Annotated in this window: 14 protein-coding genes; 4 read left to right on the forward strand and 10 right to left on the reverse strand. The window is 70.1% G+C overall.

Annotated elements, in window-relative coordinates; translation table 11 throughout:
* Nucleotides 1-84 precede the first annotated feature (84 nt).
* Nucleotides 85-1,617, reverse strand: coding sequence for a M1 family metallopeptidase (locus tag ACFYW7_RS09990; protein ID WP_389499995.1), 1,533 nt, complete (start codon nucleotides 1,615-1,617; stop codon nucleotides 85-87).
* Between the two features lie 297 nt (nucleotides 1,618-1,914).
* Between ACFYW7_RS09990 and ACFYW7_RS09995 the strand changes: the two genes are divergently transcribed.
* From ACFYW7_RS09995 to ACFYW7_RS10005, 3 genes are all read left to right on the forward strand, one after another.
* Entirely contained in the window at nucleotides 1,915-4,134 is a 2,220-nt protein-coding gene (locus tag ACFYW7_RS09995; RefSeq protein WP_389499997.1) for an NADP-dependent isocitrate dehydrogenase, read from the forward strand.
* Nucleotides 4,135-4,380: 246 nt separating this feature from the next.
* Nucleotides 4,381-5,439 carry a nitrous oxide reductase family maturation protein NosD gene (locus tag ACFYW7_RS10000; protein WP_389499999.1) on the forward strand — a complete coding sequence of 353 codons (1,059 nt, stop codon included), beginning with the start codon at nucleotides 4,381-4,383 and terminating at the stop codon, nucleotides 5,437-5,439.
* A 133-nt stretch (nucleotides 5,440-5,572) separates the two neighbouring features.
* Complete coding sequence (locus ACFYW7_RS10005) at nucleotides 5,573-6,601, forward strand: methyltransferase (protein ID WP_389500002.1); 1,029 nt, start codon at nucleotides 5,573-5,575, stop codon at nucleotides 6,599-6,601.
* A 94-nt stretch (nucleotides 6,602-6,695) separates the two neighbouring features.
* Here ACFYW7_RS10005 and ACFYW7_RS10010 read toward each other — a convergent pair whose 3' ends face one another.
* The 7 genes from ACFYW7_RS10010 to ACFYW7_RS10040 form a co-directional block, all read right to left on the reverse strand.
* Nucleotides 6,696-7,028, reverse strand: coding sequence for a TcmI family type II polyketide cyclase (locus tag ACFYW7_RS10010; RefSeq protein WP_389500004.1), 333 nt, complete (start codon nucleotides 7,026-7,028; stop codon nucleotides 6,696-6,698).
* Nucleotides 7,029-7,052: 24 nt separating this feature from the next.
* Nucleotides 7,053-7,532, reverse strand: coding sequence for an SRPBCC family protein (locus ACFYW7_RS10015; protein ID WP_389500006.1), 480 nt, complete (start codon nucleotides 7,530-7,532; stop codon nucleotides 7,053-7,055).
* Nucleotide 7,533: 1 nt separating this feature from the next.
* Entirely contained in the window at nucleotides 7,534-7,794 is a 261-nt protein-coding gene (locus ACFYW7_RS10020; protein ID WP_389500008.1) for a phosphopantetheine-binding protein, read from the reverse strand.
* 25 nt (nucleotides 7,795-7,819) lie between these two features.
* Complete coding sequence (locus tag ACFYW7_RS10025; RefSeq protein WP_389500010.1) at nucleotides 7,820-9,070, reverse strand: ketosynthase chain-length factor; 1,251 nt, start codon at nucleotides 9,068-9,070, stop codon at nucleotides 7,820-7,822.
* Nucleotides 9,067-10,335 carry a beta-ketoacyl-[acyl-carrier-protein] synthase family protein gene (locus tag ACFYW7_RS10030; RefSeq protein WP_389500013.1) on the reverse strand — a complete coding sequence of 423 codons (1,269 nt, stop codon included), beginning with the start codon at nucleotides 10,333-10,335 and terminating at the stop codon, nucleotides 9,067-9,069. The genes ACFYW7_RS10025 and ACFYW7_RS10030 overlap by 4 nt, the downstream gene beginning before the upstream one ends.
* Nucleotides 10,332-10,814: a cupin domain-containing protein gene (locus ACFYW7_RS10035; RefSeq protein ID WP_389500015.1), complete on the reverse strand. Its 483-nt coding sequence runs from the start codon at nucleotides 10,812-10,814 to the stop codon at nucleotides 10,332-10,334. Before ACFYW7_RS10035 ends, ACFYW7_RS10030 begins: the two co-directional genes overlap by 4 nt.
* A 74-nt stretch (nucleotides 10,815-10,888) precedes the next feature.
* Nucleotides 10,889-12,013: a SchA/CurD-like domain-containing protein gene (locus ACFYW7_RS10040; RefSeq protein WP_389500017.1), complete on the reverse strand. Its 1,125-nt coding sequence runs from the start codon at nucleotides 12,011-12,013 to the stop codon at nucleotides 10,889-10,891.
* 235 nt (nucleotides 12,014-12,248) lie between these two features.
* On the opposite strand from ACFYW7_RS10040, the gene ACFYW7_RS10045 reads away from it, so the two are divergent.
* Nucleotides 12,249-13,916, forward strand: a complete 1,668-nt coding sequence (locus ACFYW7_RS10045; RefSeq protein WP_389500019.1) for an FAD-dependent oxidoreductase — start codon at nucleotides 12,249-12,251, stop codon at nucleotides 13,914-13,916.
* Between the two features lie 211 nt (nucleotides 13,917-14,127).
* Here ACFYW7_RS10045 and ACFYW7_RS10050 read toward each other — a convergent pair whose 3' ends face one another.
* Nucleotides 14,128-14,322, reverse strand: a complete 195-nt coding sequence (locus ACFYW7_RS10050; RefSeq protein WP_389500020.1) for a hypothetical protein — start codon at nucleotides 14,320-14,322, stop codon at nucleotides 14,128-14,130.
* Nucleotides 14,323-14,336: 14 nt separating this feature from the next.
* Nucleotides 14,337-14,945: a hypothetical protein gene (locus tag ACFYW7_RS10055; protein ID WP_389500022.1), complete on the reverse strand. Its 609-nt coding sequence runs from the start codon at nucleotides 14,943-14,945 to the stop codon at nucleotides 14,337-14,339.
* Between the last annotated feature and the right edge of the window lie 1,627 nt (nucleotides 14,946-16,572).

Below are 16,572 nucleotides of genomic sequence, written 5' to 3' on the forward strand. Positions count from 1 at the left end.
GCCCGGGGGTACGAAGCGGCTCGGGAAACGGGCCGGGGCCGGGCGGAGACTCTCCGCCCGGCCCCGGTCCGTCCGCCCCAGGGATCAGAGCGTCGCGGTCGAGTCCGGGTAGTGGCCGGGCTCGCGGTGGCGAGGCGCGACCAGGCTCGACACGACCGGGGTGACCGTCCAGTCGGGGTGGTTCGGCATGCGCGGCGTCTTCGTCCCGTACAGCCAGTCGTTCAGGAAGCCCGACTGGTCCTGTCCGGAGATCTCCGTGGCGACCGCGATGTAGTCCGCGGTGGTCGCGGCCGAGTTGCGGTAGCGCTCCAGGAAGGTGCGCTCGATGCGGTTGAAGACGTCCTCGCCGACGGCCTCGCGCAGCGCGTAGAGGACGAGGACTCCGCCCAGGTAGCGCTGGTTGTCGAAGAGGTTGACGGCGTTCGGCGCGGCCACCGGCCCGGAGGACGCCCGCCACTGGTCGCCCTTGGCGTACGTGTCCTTCATCCGGGCTTCCATGGTGAGCAGGCCGAGCGAGTCCGCCCAGCCGCGCTCGTAGCGGTAGAGCAGCCCGTAGAAGTCCGCGTGGCCCTCGTTGATCCACAGGTCGGCCCAGTTCGCCGGGCTGACGCTGTTGCCGAAGTAGGAGTGCACCAGCTCGTGCATCATGTGCGAGCCGATCTTCTTCTCCTCCTGGAGCAGGAAGTTCGGCTTGTAGAGCGTGAGCGTCTGGGTCTCCAGACCGGTGAAGTCGAAGGCGTTCGCGGCGTCGGAGTTGCAGGGCAGCAGCCCGTACGTCTCGAACGGGTAGGCGCCGAGCCGCTGCTCCAGCCAGTCGACGAGGCCGGGGGTGAGCGCGAGCGCCGGCTCCAGCGCGGCGGCGCGCGCGGTCGGGACGACGTCCCGCAGCCCCAGCCCGTGCGGCCCCTGCCGCTCCTTGACGACGTAGTCGCCGACCGTGATCTGCACCAGTTCGGTGGCTATCGGCGAAGCCGAACGGTAGGTGTAGGCCGTCCGGTCGCCGGAGAGTGTCTCCGTGCGGACCAGCGAACCGCTCGCGACACCGCGCAGGTTGCTCGGCACGGTGATGCGGAAGCTGAAGTCCGCCTTGTCCAGCGGGTGGTCGTTGCACGGGAAGACGGTGTGCGCCGCGTTCGGCTGGGGACACACGGCGAAGCCGTCGACCGTGGGGACCCAGGCGGTGTACGCGAGGGTCTTGGCCGGGTCGGCGGTGTACTCGACGTGGACCGCGACGGCGCAGGACTCCGGCAGGGTGCGCGCCGGGGTGACCCTCAGCTTCTCGCCCACCTGCTCGAAGGTCGCCGCGGTGCCGCCGACCCGCACCGCACGCACGTCCAGGCCGAGTGCGTCGAGCGAGAAGCGGGAGAGGTCCTGGGTCGCCTTGATCCGCAGGCTCGCCTTGGCGTCGACCAGACGGGTCGTGGCGTCGTACGCGAAATCGAGGTGGTAGGCCTCCACGCGGTAGCCGTCGTTGCCGAGGGCCGGGTAGACGGAGTCGCCGAGGGTCTCCGCGCCCGGGGTGCCCTCAGGACGTAAAGGCTTGGGCTGGGCCGAGGCCGTGGCTCCGGTGGCGAGCACGGCGGCGGTGCCGAGCAGTGCGGCCGCGGGGGCCGTCACTCTGGTGCGATATCTCACTGGTCCGCTTTCGTCGGGGCGGCGGCCAGCCTGGAGGCCCGCCGCAGATCAATGGGGGTGATCACCTTCCAGTACGCGTGGGCGGGGCGCCCGGTTGCTCCGGGCCGACACCTCTCGTTCACTCCTGAGCGGCATTCACTTCGGCGTGGCGCGGCCCGATACCGACAGTGGCTTTCCCCTCACTCCCCGACCGGCCCGGGACGGACCCCTGTCGAGCCGGGGGCGCTCACGAGATATCTTGATGTCGAGCAATGTTGCAGACGTGGAGCGGAGCACCCGGTGACTGACTCGACCATCATCTACACGCACACTGACGAGGCCCCGGCCCTGGCGACGTATTCGTTCCTGCCGGTGGTCCAGGCGTACGCCTCGCAGGCGGGTGTCACTGTGGAGACCCGTGACATCTCGCTGGCCGGGCGCATCGTCGCCCTCTTCCCGGAGTTCCTCCGGGAGGACCAGCGCATCGCGGACGCCCTGTCCGAACTCGGCGAGCTGGCGAAGACGCCCGGCGCGAACATCATCAAGCTGCCGAACATCTCGGCCTCGATCCCCCAGCTCAAGGCCGCGGTCGCCGAGCTTCAGGCGCAGGGCTACGCCCTCCCCGACTACCCGGACGACCCGAAGTCGGACGAGGAGCGCGACATCCGCGCCCGCTACGACAAGGTCAAGGGCAGCGCCGTGAACCCGGTGCTGCGCGAGGGCAACTCCGACCGCCGCGCCCCCGCGTCGGTCAAGAACTACGCCAAGACGCACCCGCACCGCATGGGCGCCTGGTCGTCCGAGTCGAAGACGAACGTCGCCACCATGGGTGTCGACGACTTCCGCTCCACCGAGAAGTCCGCGGTGATCTCCGAGGCCGGCGCGCTGCGGATCGAGCTGGTCGGCGACGACGGCTCCACCACGGTGCTGCGCGAGTCCGTACCCGTCCTCGCGGACGAGGTCGTCGACGCGTCCGTCATGCACGTGGCGCCGCTGCGCGAGTTCCTCACCGCCCAGATCGCCCGTGCCAAGGCCGAGGACGTGCTGTTCTCGGTGCACCTCAAGGCCACGATGATGAAGGTCTCCGACCCGATCGTCTTCGGTCACGTGGTGCGCGCCTTCTTCCCGAAGACCTTCGCGAAGTACGGCGAGACGCTCGCCGCCGCCGGCCTGACCCCGAACGACGGTCTCGGCGGCATCCACAAGGGCCTGGAGTCCCTGCCCGAGGGTGCCGAGATCAAGGCGTCCTTCGACGCCGAGCTCGCCGAGGGCCCGGCCCTCGCGATGGTCGACTCGGACAAGGGCATCACCAACCTGCACGTGCCGTCCGACGTCATCGTCGACGCCTCGATGCCGGCCATGATCCGCACCTCGGGCCACATGTGGGGCCCGGACGGCCAGGAGGCCGACACCCTCGCGGTGCTGCCGGACAGCTCCTACTCGGGTGTCTACCAGGTCGTCATCGACGACTGCCGCGCCAACGGCGCCTTCGACCCGGCGACCATGGGCACCGTCCCGAACGTCGGTCTGATGGCGCAGAAGGCCGAGGAGTACGGCAGCCACGACAAGACCTTCGAGATCCCGGTCACCGGCACGGTCCGCCTCGTCGACCAGGCCGGGAACGTCGTCATCGAGCAGGCCGTCTCCGCCGGTGACATCTTCCGCGCCTGCCAGACCAAGGATGCCCCGATCCGCGACTGGGTGAAGCTGGCCGTCACCCGTGCCCGCGCCACCGGCGACCCGACCGTCTTCTGGCTGGACGAGACCCGCGCGCACGACGCCGTGCTCATCAAGAAGGTCGAGCAGTACCTGGCGGAGCACGACACCGAGGGCCTGGACATCCGTGTCCTGTCCCCGGTCGAGGCGACCAAGCTGTCCGTGGAGCGCATCCGCCGCGGCGAGAACACCATCTCGGTCACCGGCAACGTGCTGCGCGACTACCTGACCGACCTGTTCCCGATCCTGGAGCTGGGCACCAGCGCCAAGATGCTGTCGATCGTCCCGCTGATGGCGGGTGGCGGTCTCTTCGAGACGGGCGCCGGCGGCTCCGCCCCGAAGCACGTGCAGCAGCTGGTCAAGGAGAACTACCTGCGCTGGGACAGCCTCGGCGAGTTCCTCGCGCTGGCGTCCAGCTTCGAGCACCTCGCGACCACCACGGGCAACGCGCGCGCCCAGGTGCTCGCCGACACCCTCGACCGCGCCACGGCGACCTTCCTCGACGAGGACAAGTCGCCGACCCGTCGCGTCGGCGGCATCGACAACCGCGGCAGCCACTTCTTCCTCTCCCTGTACTGGGCGAACGAGCTGGCGCGGCAGACCGAGGACGCGGACCTCGCCAAGGCGTTCGCCCAGCTCGCCGAGACCCTGACGGCTCAGGAGCAGACGATCGTCGGCGAACTGAACGCGGTCCAGGGCGACCCGGCCGACATCGGCGGCTACTACCAGCCCGACCCGGCCAAGGCGGCGTCCGTCATGCGCCCGTCGGCCACCTGGAACGAGGCGCTGGCGATCCTCGCCTGACCCACGCACCACCCGCGCGGACACGGTTCCGCGCATGCCGCCCCGGCCGGATCCTCCGGCCGGGGCGGCCGCGTTGGACGAGGAGACCGCCCGGACAGGTGCCGGACGGCCTCCCCGTCCCCCGCGCCGCGCGCCCTGCGCCCCCGGCCGAACGGATCTCGTCCTCCCGGCGCGTCACGGTGACGGAGCGGGCCACCTGGGGGATCAGCGGTGGCGGGCCGCAACGCCCGTTCTTAGCTTCGGCCTATGAACAGACAACAACTCGCCTACCTCGCGTGTACCGCGGTGGTCATGGCGTCGGTCCTCGGTGCCGCCCCTTCGACCGACCACAGGTCGGTGCGCGTGGTGCACCGCGGCGAATCCATCCAGAAGGCCGTCGACTCGGCGAAGCGGGGCGACACCGTCCTCGTCCACCCCGGCACCTACCACGAGAGCGTCCGCATCACGGTGTCGGGCGTGACCCTGCGGGGCACCGACGCCCGTTCCACCGTCATCGTGCCGGGCAAGGCCACCGCGGACGCGTGCGCCAAGGCCGGCAACGGCGTCTGCGTGACGGGTACGGACAAGAGTCCCGTCCGCAACGTCACCGTGGCCGCACTGACCCTCAGGGGCTTCGCCAAGCAGGGCCTGTGGGCGTCGGGGACCGACCGGCTGACGGTCCGCGGGGTGACCTCCGAGAAGAACGGCCAGTGGGGCATCGCCCAGGAACGGTCCGTCCGCGGGGTGTTCGTCCGCAACACCGCCAGGAACAACGGCGACGCCGGACTCTTCCTCTCCAACACGGTCGACACCGAGGAGGGGGCCCGCGACGCCCGGCAGGCGCTGGTCGCCAACAACCGGCTGAGCGGCAACCGCATCGGCATCACGGTCCGGCGACTGCGGAACCTGACCGTCGCCCGCAACGAGGCCTCCGGCAACTGCACCGCGGTCTTCGTCGTGGGTGACGAGAACAAGCCGCGCACCGGAAACCTGAGCGTGCGCGGCAACTACATCCACGACAACAACAAGTCCTGCCCGAAGACCCCCCGGCTGCCCGCCCTCCAGGGCTCGGGCATCGTCCTCACCGGCACGGAGAAGGTGCGCGTCACCGGGAACACGGTCGAGAACAACGTGGGCAAGTCCCCGCTGTCCGGCGGCATCGTGCTGTTCAAGAGCTTCGTGGGCGCGCTCAGCGAGAACAACGAGGTGCGCGACAACGTGGTCCGGCGCAACGGCCCGGCCGACCTGGCCAACCGCGACACCGGCAAGGGGAACACCTTCCGGGGCAACACCTGCAAGGTCTCCGAACCCGCCGGAATGTGCTGACGCCCCGGCCGGGCCGCGGAACCGGGTCCGCACCCCCGTACCGCCCGGCCCTGCCCCCGTACAGCCCGGTCCTCCCCCCGTTCGGACCGGTCCGGTCCCCCCGTACGGCACGACATCAGAAACGAGGCATTGAATGACGACTGTCGATCAGACTCCCCCGCCGTCCATGCGGATGAGGGAGCTCGTCTTCGGAGCGGCCTGCGCCGCCGCGGTCCGCGCGGCGGCCCGCCTGGGCGTGGCGGACGCCCTGGAGGAGACGCCCATGAGCGCCGAGGACCTGGCGGCGGCGGTGAAGACCCAGCCGCGGACCCTGCGCCGGCTGCTGCGCGCCCTGTCCTGCCAGGGCGTGTTCACGGAACGCCCCGACGGGACGTTCGCGCACACCGAGATGTCCCGCCTGCTGCGCGAGGACGACCCGAACAGCCTGCGGTACATCGCCCTGTGGTGCACCGAGCCCTGGACGTGGAACGTCTGGCCCAAGCTCGACGAGGCGGTGCGCTCCGGCCGCAACGTCTTCGAGGAGGTGTACGACAAGGAGTTCTTCGAGTACCTCAACGAGGACGCCCCCGAGTCCGCGCACGTCTTCAACCGGGCCATGACGACGTCCAGTTCGCAGTCCGCCCAGGACGTGGCGAAGCTGCTCGACCTGCGGGGCGTGAAGTCGGTCGCCGACATCGGAGGCGGCCAGGGTCACGTCGTGGCCAGCCTGCTGGAGAAGCACCCCCAGATGCACGGCACCCTGCAGGACCTGCCGGGCGTGGTGGAGAACGCCGACCCGCGGCTGCGGAGCGGCGGGGCGCTGGCCGACCGGGTGCGGATCGTGGCCGGGGACTGCCGTGTGGACATCCCGGTCCAGGCGGACGTGTACATCATCAAGAACATCCTGGAGTGGGACGACGAGAGCACCCGCAGGGCACTCGCCAACATCCGCGCGGCCGCGCGGCCCGGGGCCCGCGTCGTCGTCATCGAGAACCTCGTGGACGACACCCCGTCGATGCGGTTCACGACGGCCATGGACCTGCTGCTGCTCCTCAACGTCGGCGGTGCGAAGCACACCCGGCAGAGCATGGTCGACCGGCTCACGGACGCGGGCCTGGTCATCGGCGAGATCCGTCCGGTGAACGCCTACCTGCACGCCTTCGAGTGCACCGTCCCGGCCTGATCCGTCCGGTCTCCGGCCCACGGCCGGAGGAAAACCCGAGGCCGCCGGTTCCGCTTCGTCGCGGAGCCGGCGGCCTCGGGTTGTGTCCCGGCGCTCAGGAGGCGGTGTCCCGCTCCCAGGTGTAGAAGCGGTGCGCCATGGCGTCCTTGGGGCTCCGCCAGGTCTTCGGGTCGTACGCGCTGACGTACGCCGACAGTTCCTCGCTGACGCTGCGGAACTCGGGGTGCCCGACCACCTTCGCGATGGCGGGCGCCGGGTCCCGGTCCGATTCGATGAGGTGCAGGTACACGTCACCGAACTGGAAGAGGCTGCGCCGGTTCACCCCGATGAGGTGCGGGAGTTCACCCCGGTCGGAGGCGGCGAACACGTCGGAGATCGCCGGCGCCGAGCCGGGCGCCATGCGGGCGACGATCAGAGCGTGGTGCATCGGGTGTCCTTCCTTTGCCGGTGGTCAACGGGGCACGGCGGCCGGGCTGCGGCGCTCCCGGGCGGCCTGCTCGATCCGGTCCCGGATGAGGCCCATCTGGGTGACCGAGTTGCGGTTGATGTTGTCCGTCATCCAGGCGTCGTCGACCGGGGCGTCGGGCTTCATCGCGAAGTCCTGCACCCAGCGCATGTGGGTGCCGGCCGGGGTCTCCTCGTACTCCCACCGGATGTTCATGTGCGCGAACGGTCCCGTCTCGACGCGGCGCGCCCGGACGGTCCGTCTCGCCCGGTCCACGGTGCGCTGCGAGATCCAGCTCCACACCTTCCCGTTCTCGTCCGGGTGCATGGTGAGGCGGAAGGTCGTCGTGTCGCCGTCCCGGGAGAGGACCTCGAGGGACGCGTACTCGCTGAAGAGCCGCGGCCAGTTCTCGATGTCGTTGGTGATGTCCCAGACCAGGTCGAGCGGGGCGTCGATGGTGACGCTGTTGTCGGTGTGTCCGGCCACTTCAGGCTCCAGCCTTGAGGTTGTCGTTGACGAGGTCGAGGAACTCGCGGGGAGTCTTGCAGCGCTCCGCGTCCGGGGGCAGCGGCCGGCTGTACCGGTTCTCCAGCTCGCCGACGATGCCGAGCAGGCCGAGCGAGTCCAGCCCGAGGGTGCCGAACGGCGCGTCGGTCGACCGCGCCAGCTCCTCGGGGGCGACGGTGATACCGGCCGCCTTCTTCATGAGCGCGGACAGTTCCTCGATGGTCACTTCGGTGGTGATCATGTGTGTTCTCCTCACTTCCGCCCGGCTACCGGACGGAGTCGCCGCCGCGGCGCACGACCAGCGCCGCGTTGGAGCCCATGAGTCCCCTGCTGAGGATCAGGGCCGTGTGCAGTTCGGCGGGGCGGGCGTCCGACGTCACCAGGTCGAGGTCGTGGCAGATGTCGAACACGTTCGGGGTGGGCGGGATCTGGCCGTGCTCCATCGCGAGCACCGCGGCCGCGGTGTCCAGCAGGGGCGCCCCGCAGTAGGCCCGTCCGATGCCCGTCTTGGGGGCCGTGACGGGTACCCGGGTTCCGTGCGCCCCCAGGGCGTCGGCGATGGCCAGGGCTTCGGCGCGGTCCGCGGCCGGAACGCCCAGGGCGTCGGCGAAGACCACGTCGATCTCCTCGGGGGCGCAGTCGGCCTCGGCGAGGGCGCCCCGGATCGCGTGCGCGAGTCCCTCCCGGGACCGCTCCCACTGCGAGGCGCCGGTGAACGTGGCCGCGTGTCCGGCCACGACGGCCCGGACCGCCGCGCCGCGATCGCGCGCCCGTCGCTCGTCCTCCACGACGAGCATGGCGCCGCCCTCCGCCGGTACGAACCCGCAGGCTCCCCGGGTGAAGGGACGGTAGGCGCGAGCGGGGTCCTCGACGGTGCTGAGCTCGGGGTAGGCGAGCTGGCAGACCATCGAGTACGGGGCGAGCGGTGCCTCCGCGGCGCCGACGACCATGGCGCCGGTGCCGCGCCGTACGCCGCGGGCGGCGTGCGCGATGGCGTCCAGTCCGCCCGCCTCGTCGCTCGCGACGACTCCACAGGGTCCCTTGAAGCCGCCGCGGATGGAGATCTGGCCGGTGCTGGCCGCGTAGAACCAGGCGATGGACTGGTACGGGCCGACGAACCGGGAGCCCTGTCCCCACAGTTTCTGCAGTTCGCGCTGGCCGAACTCGCCGCCGCCGGATCCGGCGGCGGTGACCACGCCGACGTCGTACGCGTCCTCGGGGGCGACCGATCCGAGGCCCGCGTCGTCGAGGGCCAGGACGGTCGCCGCCATGGCGAAGTGGCTGAAGCGGTCGGTCTGGACGAGGAACCGTTCCTCGATGAGGTCGGCGGCGTCGAAGGCCCGGACCTCGCCCGCGACGCGCAGCGGCAGATGCTCGCAGCCCTCGCGGGTGATCCGGTCCAGGAAGCCGAGACCCTCCCTGACGGACTTCCAGTAGGCGTCGGCACGCAGTCCGTTGGGCGCGATCACACCGATGCCGGTGACGGCCGCGCGACGGGGGCGCTGAGTACTACTCATCGTGTCCTCCCAGCCGGCCCCGTCAGGAGCACCGCGGACTGGAATCCGCCGAACCCGCTGCCGACGGAGAGCACGTTCCTGAGCTTCCGCGGGCGTGCGGTGCGCGGCACGTAGTCCAGGTCGCACTCGGGGTCGGGGGTTTCGTAGTTCGCCGTGGGCGGCACCACCTGGTGCTTCAGGGCGAGGACGCAGGCGACGACCTCGATGGCGCCGATCGCGCCCAGCGAGTGGCCCACCATGGATTTGATGGAACTCATGGGCGTCCCGTACGCGTGCTCGCCCAGGGACCGCTTGACCGCGGCGGTCTCGTGCCGGTCGTTCTGCCGGGTGCCCGACCCGTGCGCGTTGACGTAGTCGATCAGCGTCGGGTCGAGGCGGGCCTGGTCGAGCGTGGTGTCGATCGCCCGGGACATCTCCAGGCCCTCGCTGGTCAGACCGGTCATGTGGTAGGCGTTGCCGTAGGTGGCGTAGCCGCCGATCTCGCAGTAGATGTGCGCGCCGCGGGCCCTGGCGTGTTCGTACTCCTCCAGGACCAGTACGGCCGCGCCCTCGCCCATGACGAAGCCGTTGCGGTTGGCGTCGAAGGGCTTGGAGGCGTGCTCCGGGTCGTCGTTGTTGGGCGACGTGGCCTTGATGGCGTCGAAGCAGGCCATGGTGATCGGGGATATGGGCGAGTCGGACGCCCCGGTGATGCAGACGTCGGCCCTCCCTTCCTCGATCGTGTGGAAGGCGTAGCCGACCGCGTCGAGTCCGGAGGTGCAGCCGGTGGAGACGGTCTGCACCGGTCCCTGGGCCCCGAACCGCGCGGCGACGACCGAAGCCAGCGTGCTGGGCGCGAACGCCAGGTGGAGTTGCGGGTCGGCCTCGCGGTGGTCCACGTCCCACCGTCGGCCGCCTTCGCTGACCTTGACGTAGTCGTGCTCCAGGCGGGTGGTGCCGCCGACGGCGCTGCCCAGGCTGACTCCGACGCGCCAGGGGTTCTCCTGGCCGACGTCGAATCCGGAGTCCTTGACCGCTTCCCCGGCGGCGACCACCGCGAACTGGATGTACCGGTCGGCGTGCCGGCTCAGGTCGGGGTCCAGTCCGTGCTCGATCGGGTCGAAATCGCATTCGGCGGCGATGCGCGAGCGCAGGCCCACCGGATCGAACAGCGTGATGCCGCGGGTCGCGGTACGACCGGCTGCGAGGAGGTCCCAGAACGCCTTCGCCCCGGTGCCGCCCGGAGCGACCACACCGATACCGGTGACGGCCACCCGCCGGGTCACTGTATGGCCCCGCTTCGTTCGGACGGCTGTCCGTGGTCCGGCGCGGACAGAGGGGACCCGGCGGTCATGAACGCGGGGCTGGGCGCGGACTCGTCGGTGGCCTCCGTGTCGACGTGGCCGAGGCTCGGACGCGGGGCGAGCGGACCCAGGTGGAACACCATGCGGGCCTCCTCGTCGCCCACGTTGCGGAAGCGGTGCCGCACGTCGATCGGGATCAGCAGGCCCTGGTCGGGTCGGAGCGCGAACGCCTCACCGTCCAGGTCCACTTCGAGGGCGCCCTCGACGACGTACACGAACTCCTCGGAGTAGGGGTGGTAGTGCTCGCCGATGCGCTCGCCGGGCTGGATGATGGCCAGGCCCATGAAGCCGCTGGTGGAACCCGCCGTGGCGGGCGTGAGGAGGGCCCGGATGTCGCCTCCGCGCCTGCGGTTGGGTTCCGTCTCGCTCAGGTCCACGATGCGTGGATGGTGCTTGTTCATGCTTGGTACCTCCGGATGGGGCGGTGGGGCGAGGACGTCGGATCGACGTCCGGGGACGCGGCTGCGGCGGTCCGTCAGGAGTCCGCCGAGCTGCGGTCGGTGATGGGCAGCATGTCGGCGTGCGACAGGAGGCGGTTGATGTTGCGCTCCGTCGACAGGGAGCCCTCGACGCCGATGGCGGCCCCGTCGAGGAGACGCTCCAGTTCGGCGGCCTTCTTGGCGCCCTTGAGGCCCAGGGAGGCCACCGGGTCGAGGTCGAGGTCGCCCACGATGTCGATGAGCCGCACCACGATGTCGTCGCGCTGGAAGACGGTGCTGCCGTGGATGGGGCTGTCCTTGTCGGCCGCCGCGGCCTGGTCCTGGTGGGCGAGCAGCCGGGCCAGTTCCATCCCGTTGCCCTGCCGGGCCGGGTAGTACAGGGCGTGGCGGCGCAGGTTCTCGGGGCGCTTGCGGCTGGAGACCACGTGGTGCACGGCCGGGAGCGCCGCGCGGGTGAAGAAGACGCGGGCCGAGTCGGGGTCGCTCAGGTCGCGGTCCTGCTCGAGGTAGGGGTTGATGGCCTCCTCGACGGCCCGGACCTCGGGCTGGCGCGACACGTGGCGCAGGGCCGCGAGGAGGTCGCCCTCGACCTCCACTGCCCGCACGACGCGGTTGCCGTGCATGAACAGCGACGTGCGGCGCAGCCGGGTGGTGTCGTCGACCTGGGCCTGCGGGGACTGGTAGCCGGCCAGGATCTCCGCGACCTTGGACTCGGAGCCGGGCTTGACGGTGAAGGTCAGCGCGTGGCGTGCCACGCCGTCGCCGACGCGGGCCTCCACCTGCCGGGCCGCCTTGGCCGCTTCGGGGGTGAGCGGCTCGGCGGGACTGGTCTCGCGGAGGATGCTGTAGCGCATCGACCGGGTGTCCCGGACGCAGCTGTGCATGGGCCGTACGGTTTCGACGTGCTCCTCGCTGTTCACCCAGGCGAGGAAGGGCGGCGCGCTCTCCCACTCGCTGGTGATGAGCCACTGCGACGGGTTCTCGATCGACTGGCAGAGCTGGTCACTGAGGTGACCGGGGACCGAGGCGACCTGGTTGCGCATGTGCTCGTACGCGTCGAGGAACTGCTGCTGGGCCCCCTCGTACAGGTCGAGCAACAGGATCACCCGAAGCCTGGAGCCGTCGAACGCCGACTGCGAGATACGTCCCGAGATGGCCATTTCGGTACACCTCTCCTCTTCGTCACGGAAGGTCAGGAGCGACCGCGGTGTCCGAAACGCCCGGGCCGCCATGAACTGATGGTCGACGCGACCTCCGGAGTGCGCGAGCCCCACGGGTCGCAAGAGTGAACCGCGTGCCATCCGGGTGCCCCTGACGAGCGAACCGGCCCATAAAGGGCATAAAACCTGCGACCCCATCCCTGACTCGTGTCGCAGGCGACGCTGGAGGCAATCCATGAACCGATTCGAAGAGGCCGGCGAGATCGGTCACCACACGCCCGTCCTCATCGTCGGCGGCTCTCTGGTGGGGCTGTCCACCTCGCTGTTCCTGGGGCGCCTCGGCGTGCCCCACATCGTCGTCGAGCGCCACGCGGGCACCTCGTTCCACCCGCGCGGGCGCGGCAACAACGTCCGCACGATGGAGCTCTTCCGGGGAGCGGGGGTGCAGCGGCGCATCGAGGAGGCGGCCTCGGTCCTCGCGGACAACCACGGCATCCTGCAGACGCCGACCCTGGTGGGCGACGCCGGCGAGTGGCTGTTCAAGGAGATCGATCCCGGCAACGGACTGGCCCGTTTCAGCCCGGGCGCGTGGTGCCTGTGCAGCCAGAACGACCTCGAACCGGTACTGCTGGAGAGCGCCCGGGAGCTGGGCGCGGACCTGCGGTTCTCCACCGAGCTGATGTCGTTCGAGCAGGACCCCGAGGGCGTGACCGCGAAGGTCAAGAGCCGGGAGACGGGTGAGCACACCACGATCCGCGCGGACTACCTCGTCGCGGCGGACGGTCCGCGCAGCCCCATCCGCGAGGGGCTGCGCATCGGGCAGACCGGGCCGGGCGACCTGTTCCACAACGTGAGCGTCACGTTCACCTCCCGCGGCCTGGCGAAGGTCGTCGGCGACCGGCGGTTCATCGTCTGCTACCTCACGAACCCGGAGGCCGACGGGGCCCTTCTGCCGGTCGACAACGAGGAGCGCTGGGTCTTCCACGCCCCCTGGCACCCCGAACACGGCGAAACCCTGGAGGAGTTCACCGACGAGCGCTGCGCGGACCACATCCGGCGGGCGATCGGCGTACCGGATCTCGACGTGGAGATCACCGGCAGGGCCGCCTGGCACGCCGCCGAGCGGGTCGCCGAACAGTACGCGCGGGGACGGGTGTTCCTGGCCGGCGACTCGGCCCACGAGATGTCCCCGACCGGCGCGTTCGGCTCCAACACCGGCATCCAGGACGCGCACAACCTCGCCTGGAAACTGTCCGCCGTACTGGCCGGCTGGGCCGGTCCGGCACTGCTGGAGTCCTACGACGCCGAGCGCCGCCCGGTGGCGGAGGCGACGAGCGCGCGCGCCTCCTCGCGGTCGGTCGAGCACAGCCACCCCGGATACACCCCGGCGCCCGGGGCGGGCGGGCAGGGCGGCCCCGGCGGCCGGAAGGGCGGGATCCTGAACGTGGCCCTCGCCTACCGCTACCCGCGGGGCGCGGTCCTGGGCACCGATCCGGCCGGTCCGGTCGTGCCCGAGGGTGTACGGCTGATCGGCGAGCCCGGAAGCCGGGCGCCGCACCTGTGGCTGACCCGCGCCGGTTCCAGGATCTCCACCCTCGACCTGTACGAGCGGTCGATGGTGCTGCTGAGCTCGGCGGACGGCGCCGGCGGGTGGCACGACGCGGCGAAGGACGTGTCCCGGCAACTGTCCGTCCCGCTCGACTCCCACCGGATCGGCCAGGGCCCCGAGGCGGATCTGGTCCCGGCGGGCGACGCGGACTGGGCGGAGGCCCACGGGGTCTCCACGGACGGCGCGGTGCTGGTCCGCCCCGACGGCTTCGTCGCCTGGCGCTCCGAGGGCCCGGTCAAGGACCCGCGGACGGTGCTGCGGGAGGCTTTGGCCGCACTTTTGGACCTGGGCTGACCTGTCGTTTTCGAGCCGAGCGGGAGCATGGCCCGGCCGGGACGGCAGGACGGCCGTCCTCGGCGGGGCACGAAACAGCCGGAGGCCGTATCGGACTCCCGATACGGCCTCCGGCCTGACGACTTCATCGGCCGGGACGACAGGCTCTGAACCCGCGCCCCCTTGCCCCAAAAGGGGGCAGCCTGCCCGGCTGCCCCCATCTCGTACGTGGTCAGCCGGCCAGAGGCCGCCACCGGTCTTCCCGTGCCGGGTCGATACCGCTGAGCCACACCAGCGCCCCGCCGATCAGGCCGGGCTCGTCCCCCGCCGCCAGGGCCGGGGCTTCGAGCATGCCGGCAGCCTCTTCCAGGTGGGTGACCAGGGCTTCGGCGCATGCGTTCTCGGCGTTCTCCCAGGCCGGGACCAAGAGGTAACGCCGCCTCAGATGGTCGGGGTGTCGTCGACAACCGGCCTGTGAACCTCAACGACCGGCTTCCACCCCGCGGAGAACTCGATGAAGTCCGCACGGGTGGGGTAGGTGTCGATCGCGCGACGGTCACGCTTGGGGCTGTCGCCCCCCTTACGTCCCCGGGGGATCTGCTCCTCGAAGATGTCGACCTTCACGTCGGGAACCTCCTTGAGTCCCTGGCGCCAGATCTGCACGATGTCGGCGCCGAACGCCTGCCGGGCAGCGGCGTAGAGGGCCGTGAGGGCCCCCTTGTCCCCACCAGGGACGAAAAGCGCCAGGTCCAGCACGACACCGGCGGACTGGAGGACCTCGATGGTCACCGAGCCGCTCTCATCGGCCAAGTAGACGCCGGCTTCATTCTCGTCGTCAGGAAGGCAGGAGACCTCTTCCTGGAATACGGTTCTCGCCGTGATCGAGCCGCCTTCGAAATGCTCACCGGACTTGGTCAGAAAAGCAGGGACATAGCAGCCGGGAAGTTTTAGTTCTGCCGTGTCGGCGGAAATGAAGAGCCTGTCCTTCATACCGAGCTTCGTCACCTCTTCCAGCGAGATTCGACGAGCGGCGATCTTCTCCGTGTTCACGATTTCCCTTTCAGGTTGCACTGTCCCTGCGAACAAGGACGCTACCACGAAACCCTGAGGTCAACTGCCCAGTAATCTTTGGATAGATGGCCTCAGACGACCCGCACGGGAAGATACCGAAGCGAGTGCCACTCGGTCGGGAACACGCATCCGCCAGGTAGTGGCCCCAGCCATGGAGTCGGGGAGCGACTGGCGGTGCATTTCGGTGCGTTGGGTAGCACAGAGGAATCAAAAGAGAGTTTACGGCAGATATCACCCATGTCGGCTTCAGGGGGTGTCGGCGAGGTAAGGCGATCTCTTCGTCGTGCGCCTCGAAGAGCGCAGCGGAAGCCGACCGGATGGTTCGACAGCTCACAACAGAGACCCCACCGGCAACATCTGAACGGGGCGCGAACCGGAAGTCGCTCACTATCGCGCCCTCTTCGGTCAGGACTTCGGCGCAGTCGGCTGGCGTGCGCGGTTTTTGACGTCTCGTCATGTCGAGCGGGGGTCGGTACACAGCAGGTATGTACGTCCGCGATCACGGAGTTCTCCACGCGGTCACCAGCCTCACCGCCGAGCGGGCCGCCCGGCTCAGCTCGCCCGACCGACCCGAGGGCGCTGGACCGTCGAGGCCCTGCACCAAGTCGGGGACGTCACCTTCGCCGAGGACGCTCCCCCAGTGCCCGGCCGGGGGCACCCCCCACGCGGCTGCGGACCGGAAACACACCCAGAACGATGGCCACCCGCAGAAACCCCGCGATCGGAGCTCTCCGCCCGACCGGTGCCCGCCATCTCGCCTCGGGCCTCCGGCGGGCAGCCCGAGACCGAACCCGGCCCCTTGCCCTCCCCTGCCTCACCTGATCGAAACGGACGCCGTCAAACCACGTCGAAGCCCTGCCTCCCCACCGGCATGGAATGTGAGGCCATCTCCGCAGCCCAGTACCCTGCGGCCATCCAATGCGGCAGCAACATAGCCGTACCGGGGAATAGCCCACCTTGCCCAATGGGCCGATCCCGGCCGTTGCCAATACCGGACCGCATCACGAGAAAGAGACCACAGCTCAGCCGGCGGCGCCTCGCCATTATCAGAATCCGTCTGACAACCAAGCGCCCCTCCTGACCAACGCCTGGTATTCGACCAGGGGACTCGCCGCTTGCCTGAAGGTGGACACCTCAGCCCTGTGCCGCTTGCGGACCGCTCAGCCCCCGCAGGGGCCGCCGTTCGTCACCATCTCGGAACGCGTCGTCATGTACAGCGCTCTCGACGTCGAGGAATGGCTGCCCCCGACGCACTGTCCCTGCCAAGGGGCGCAATGGCCGACAAGACGAACGCCCCCGTCGGCGTCCGTACCTCCGCCGACGTCGAATATCGCTCTGACCGCTCCCCTCCGTATCGGGCGCGCGTCCGGTGGACAGATCGGCCGGCAAGCGGCGCCAGTCACTGTCCGAGGGAAAAGACAGCGCGGAAGAAGCACCGGAATGGCTCCAGGCCATCGTCGATGGGCTCAGTCCGGCCCGAGCCCGTCGCCGGCCACCATGGCACTCGCCGAATACGGCGAAACGAACATGGACCTGGTAGGGGTCGAGCGTTTTCAACTCCAGGCCGCACAGGGCGACCGCTCAAGGGCGCCGGCCCCCACCCGGT

The organism is Streptomyces sp. NPDC002580 (assembly GCF_042889485.1).
Classification (GTDB): Bacteria; Actinomycetota; Actinomycetes; order Streptomycetales; family Streptomycetaceae; genus Streptomyces.

Excerpts from the sequence above, each read along its gene's own strand:
- ACFYW7_RS10000 (WP_389499999.1), top strand. The coding sequence starts at position 4,381 with ATGAACAGACAACAACTCGCCTACCTCGCGTGTACCGCGGTGGTCATG.
- ACFYW7_RS10040 (WP_389500017.1), bottom strand. The coding sequence starts at position 12,013 with ATGGCCATCTCGGGACGTATCTCGCAGTCGGCGTTCGACGGCTCCAGG.
- ACFYW7_RS10005 (WP_389500002.1), top strand. The coding sequence starts at position 5,573 with ATGACGACTGTCGATCAGACTCCCCCGCCGTCCATGCGGATGAGGGAG.
- ACFYW7_RS10020 (WP_389500008.1), bottom strand. The coding sequence starts at position 7,794 with ATGATCACCACCGAAGTGACCATCGAGGAACTGTCCGCGCTCATGAAG.
- ACFYW7_RS10035 (WP_389500015.1), bottom strand. The coding sequence starts at position 10,814 with ATGAACAAGCACCATCCACGCATCGTGGACCTGAGCGAGACGGAACCC.
- ACFYW7_RS10010 (WP_389500004.1), bottom strand. The coding sequence starts at position 7,028 with ATGCACCACGCTCTGATCGTCGCCCGCATGGCGCCCGGCTCGGCGCCG.
- ACFYW7_RS10025 (WP_389500010.1), bottom strand. The coding sequence starts at position 9,070 with ATGAGTAGTACTCAGCGCCCCCGTCGCGCGGCCGTCACCGGCATCGGT.
- ACFYW7_RS10045 (WP_389500019.1), top strand. The coding sequence starts at position 12,249 with ATGAACCGATTCGAAGAGGCCGGCGAGATCGGTCACCACACGCCCGTC.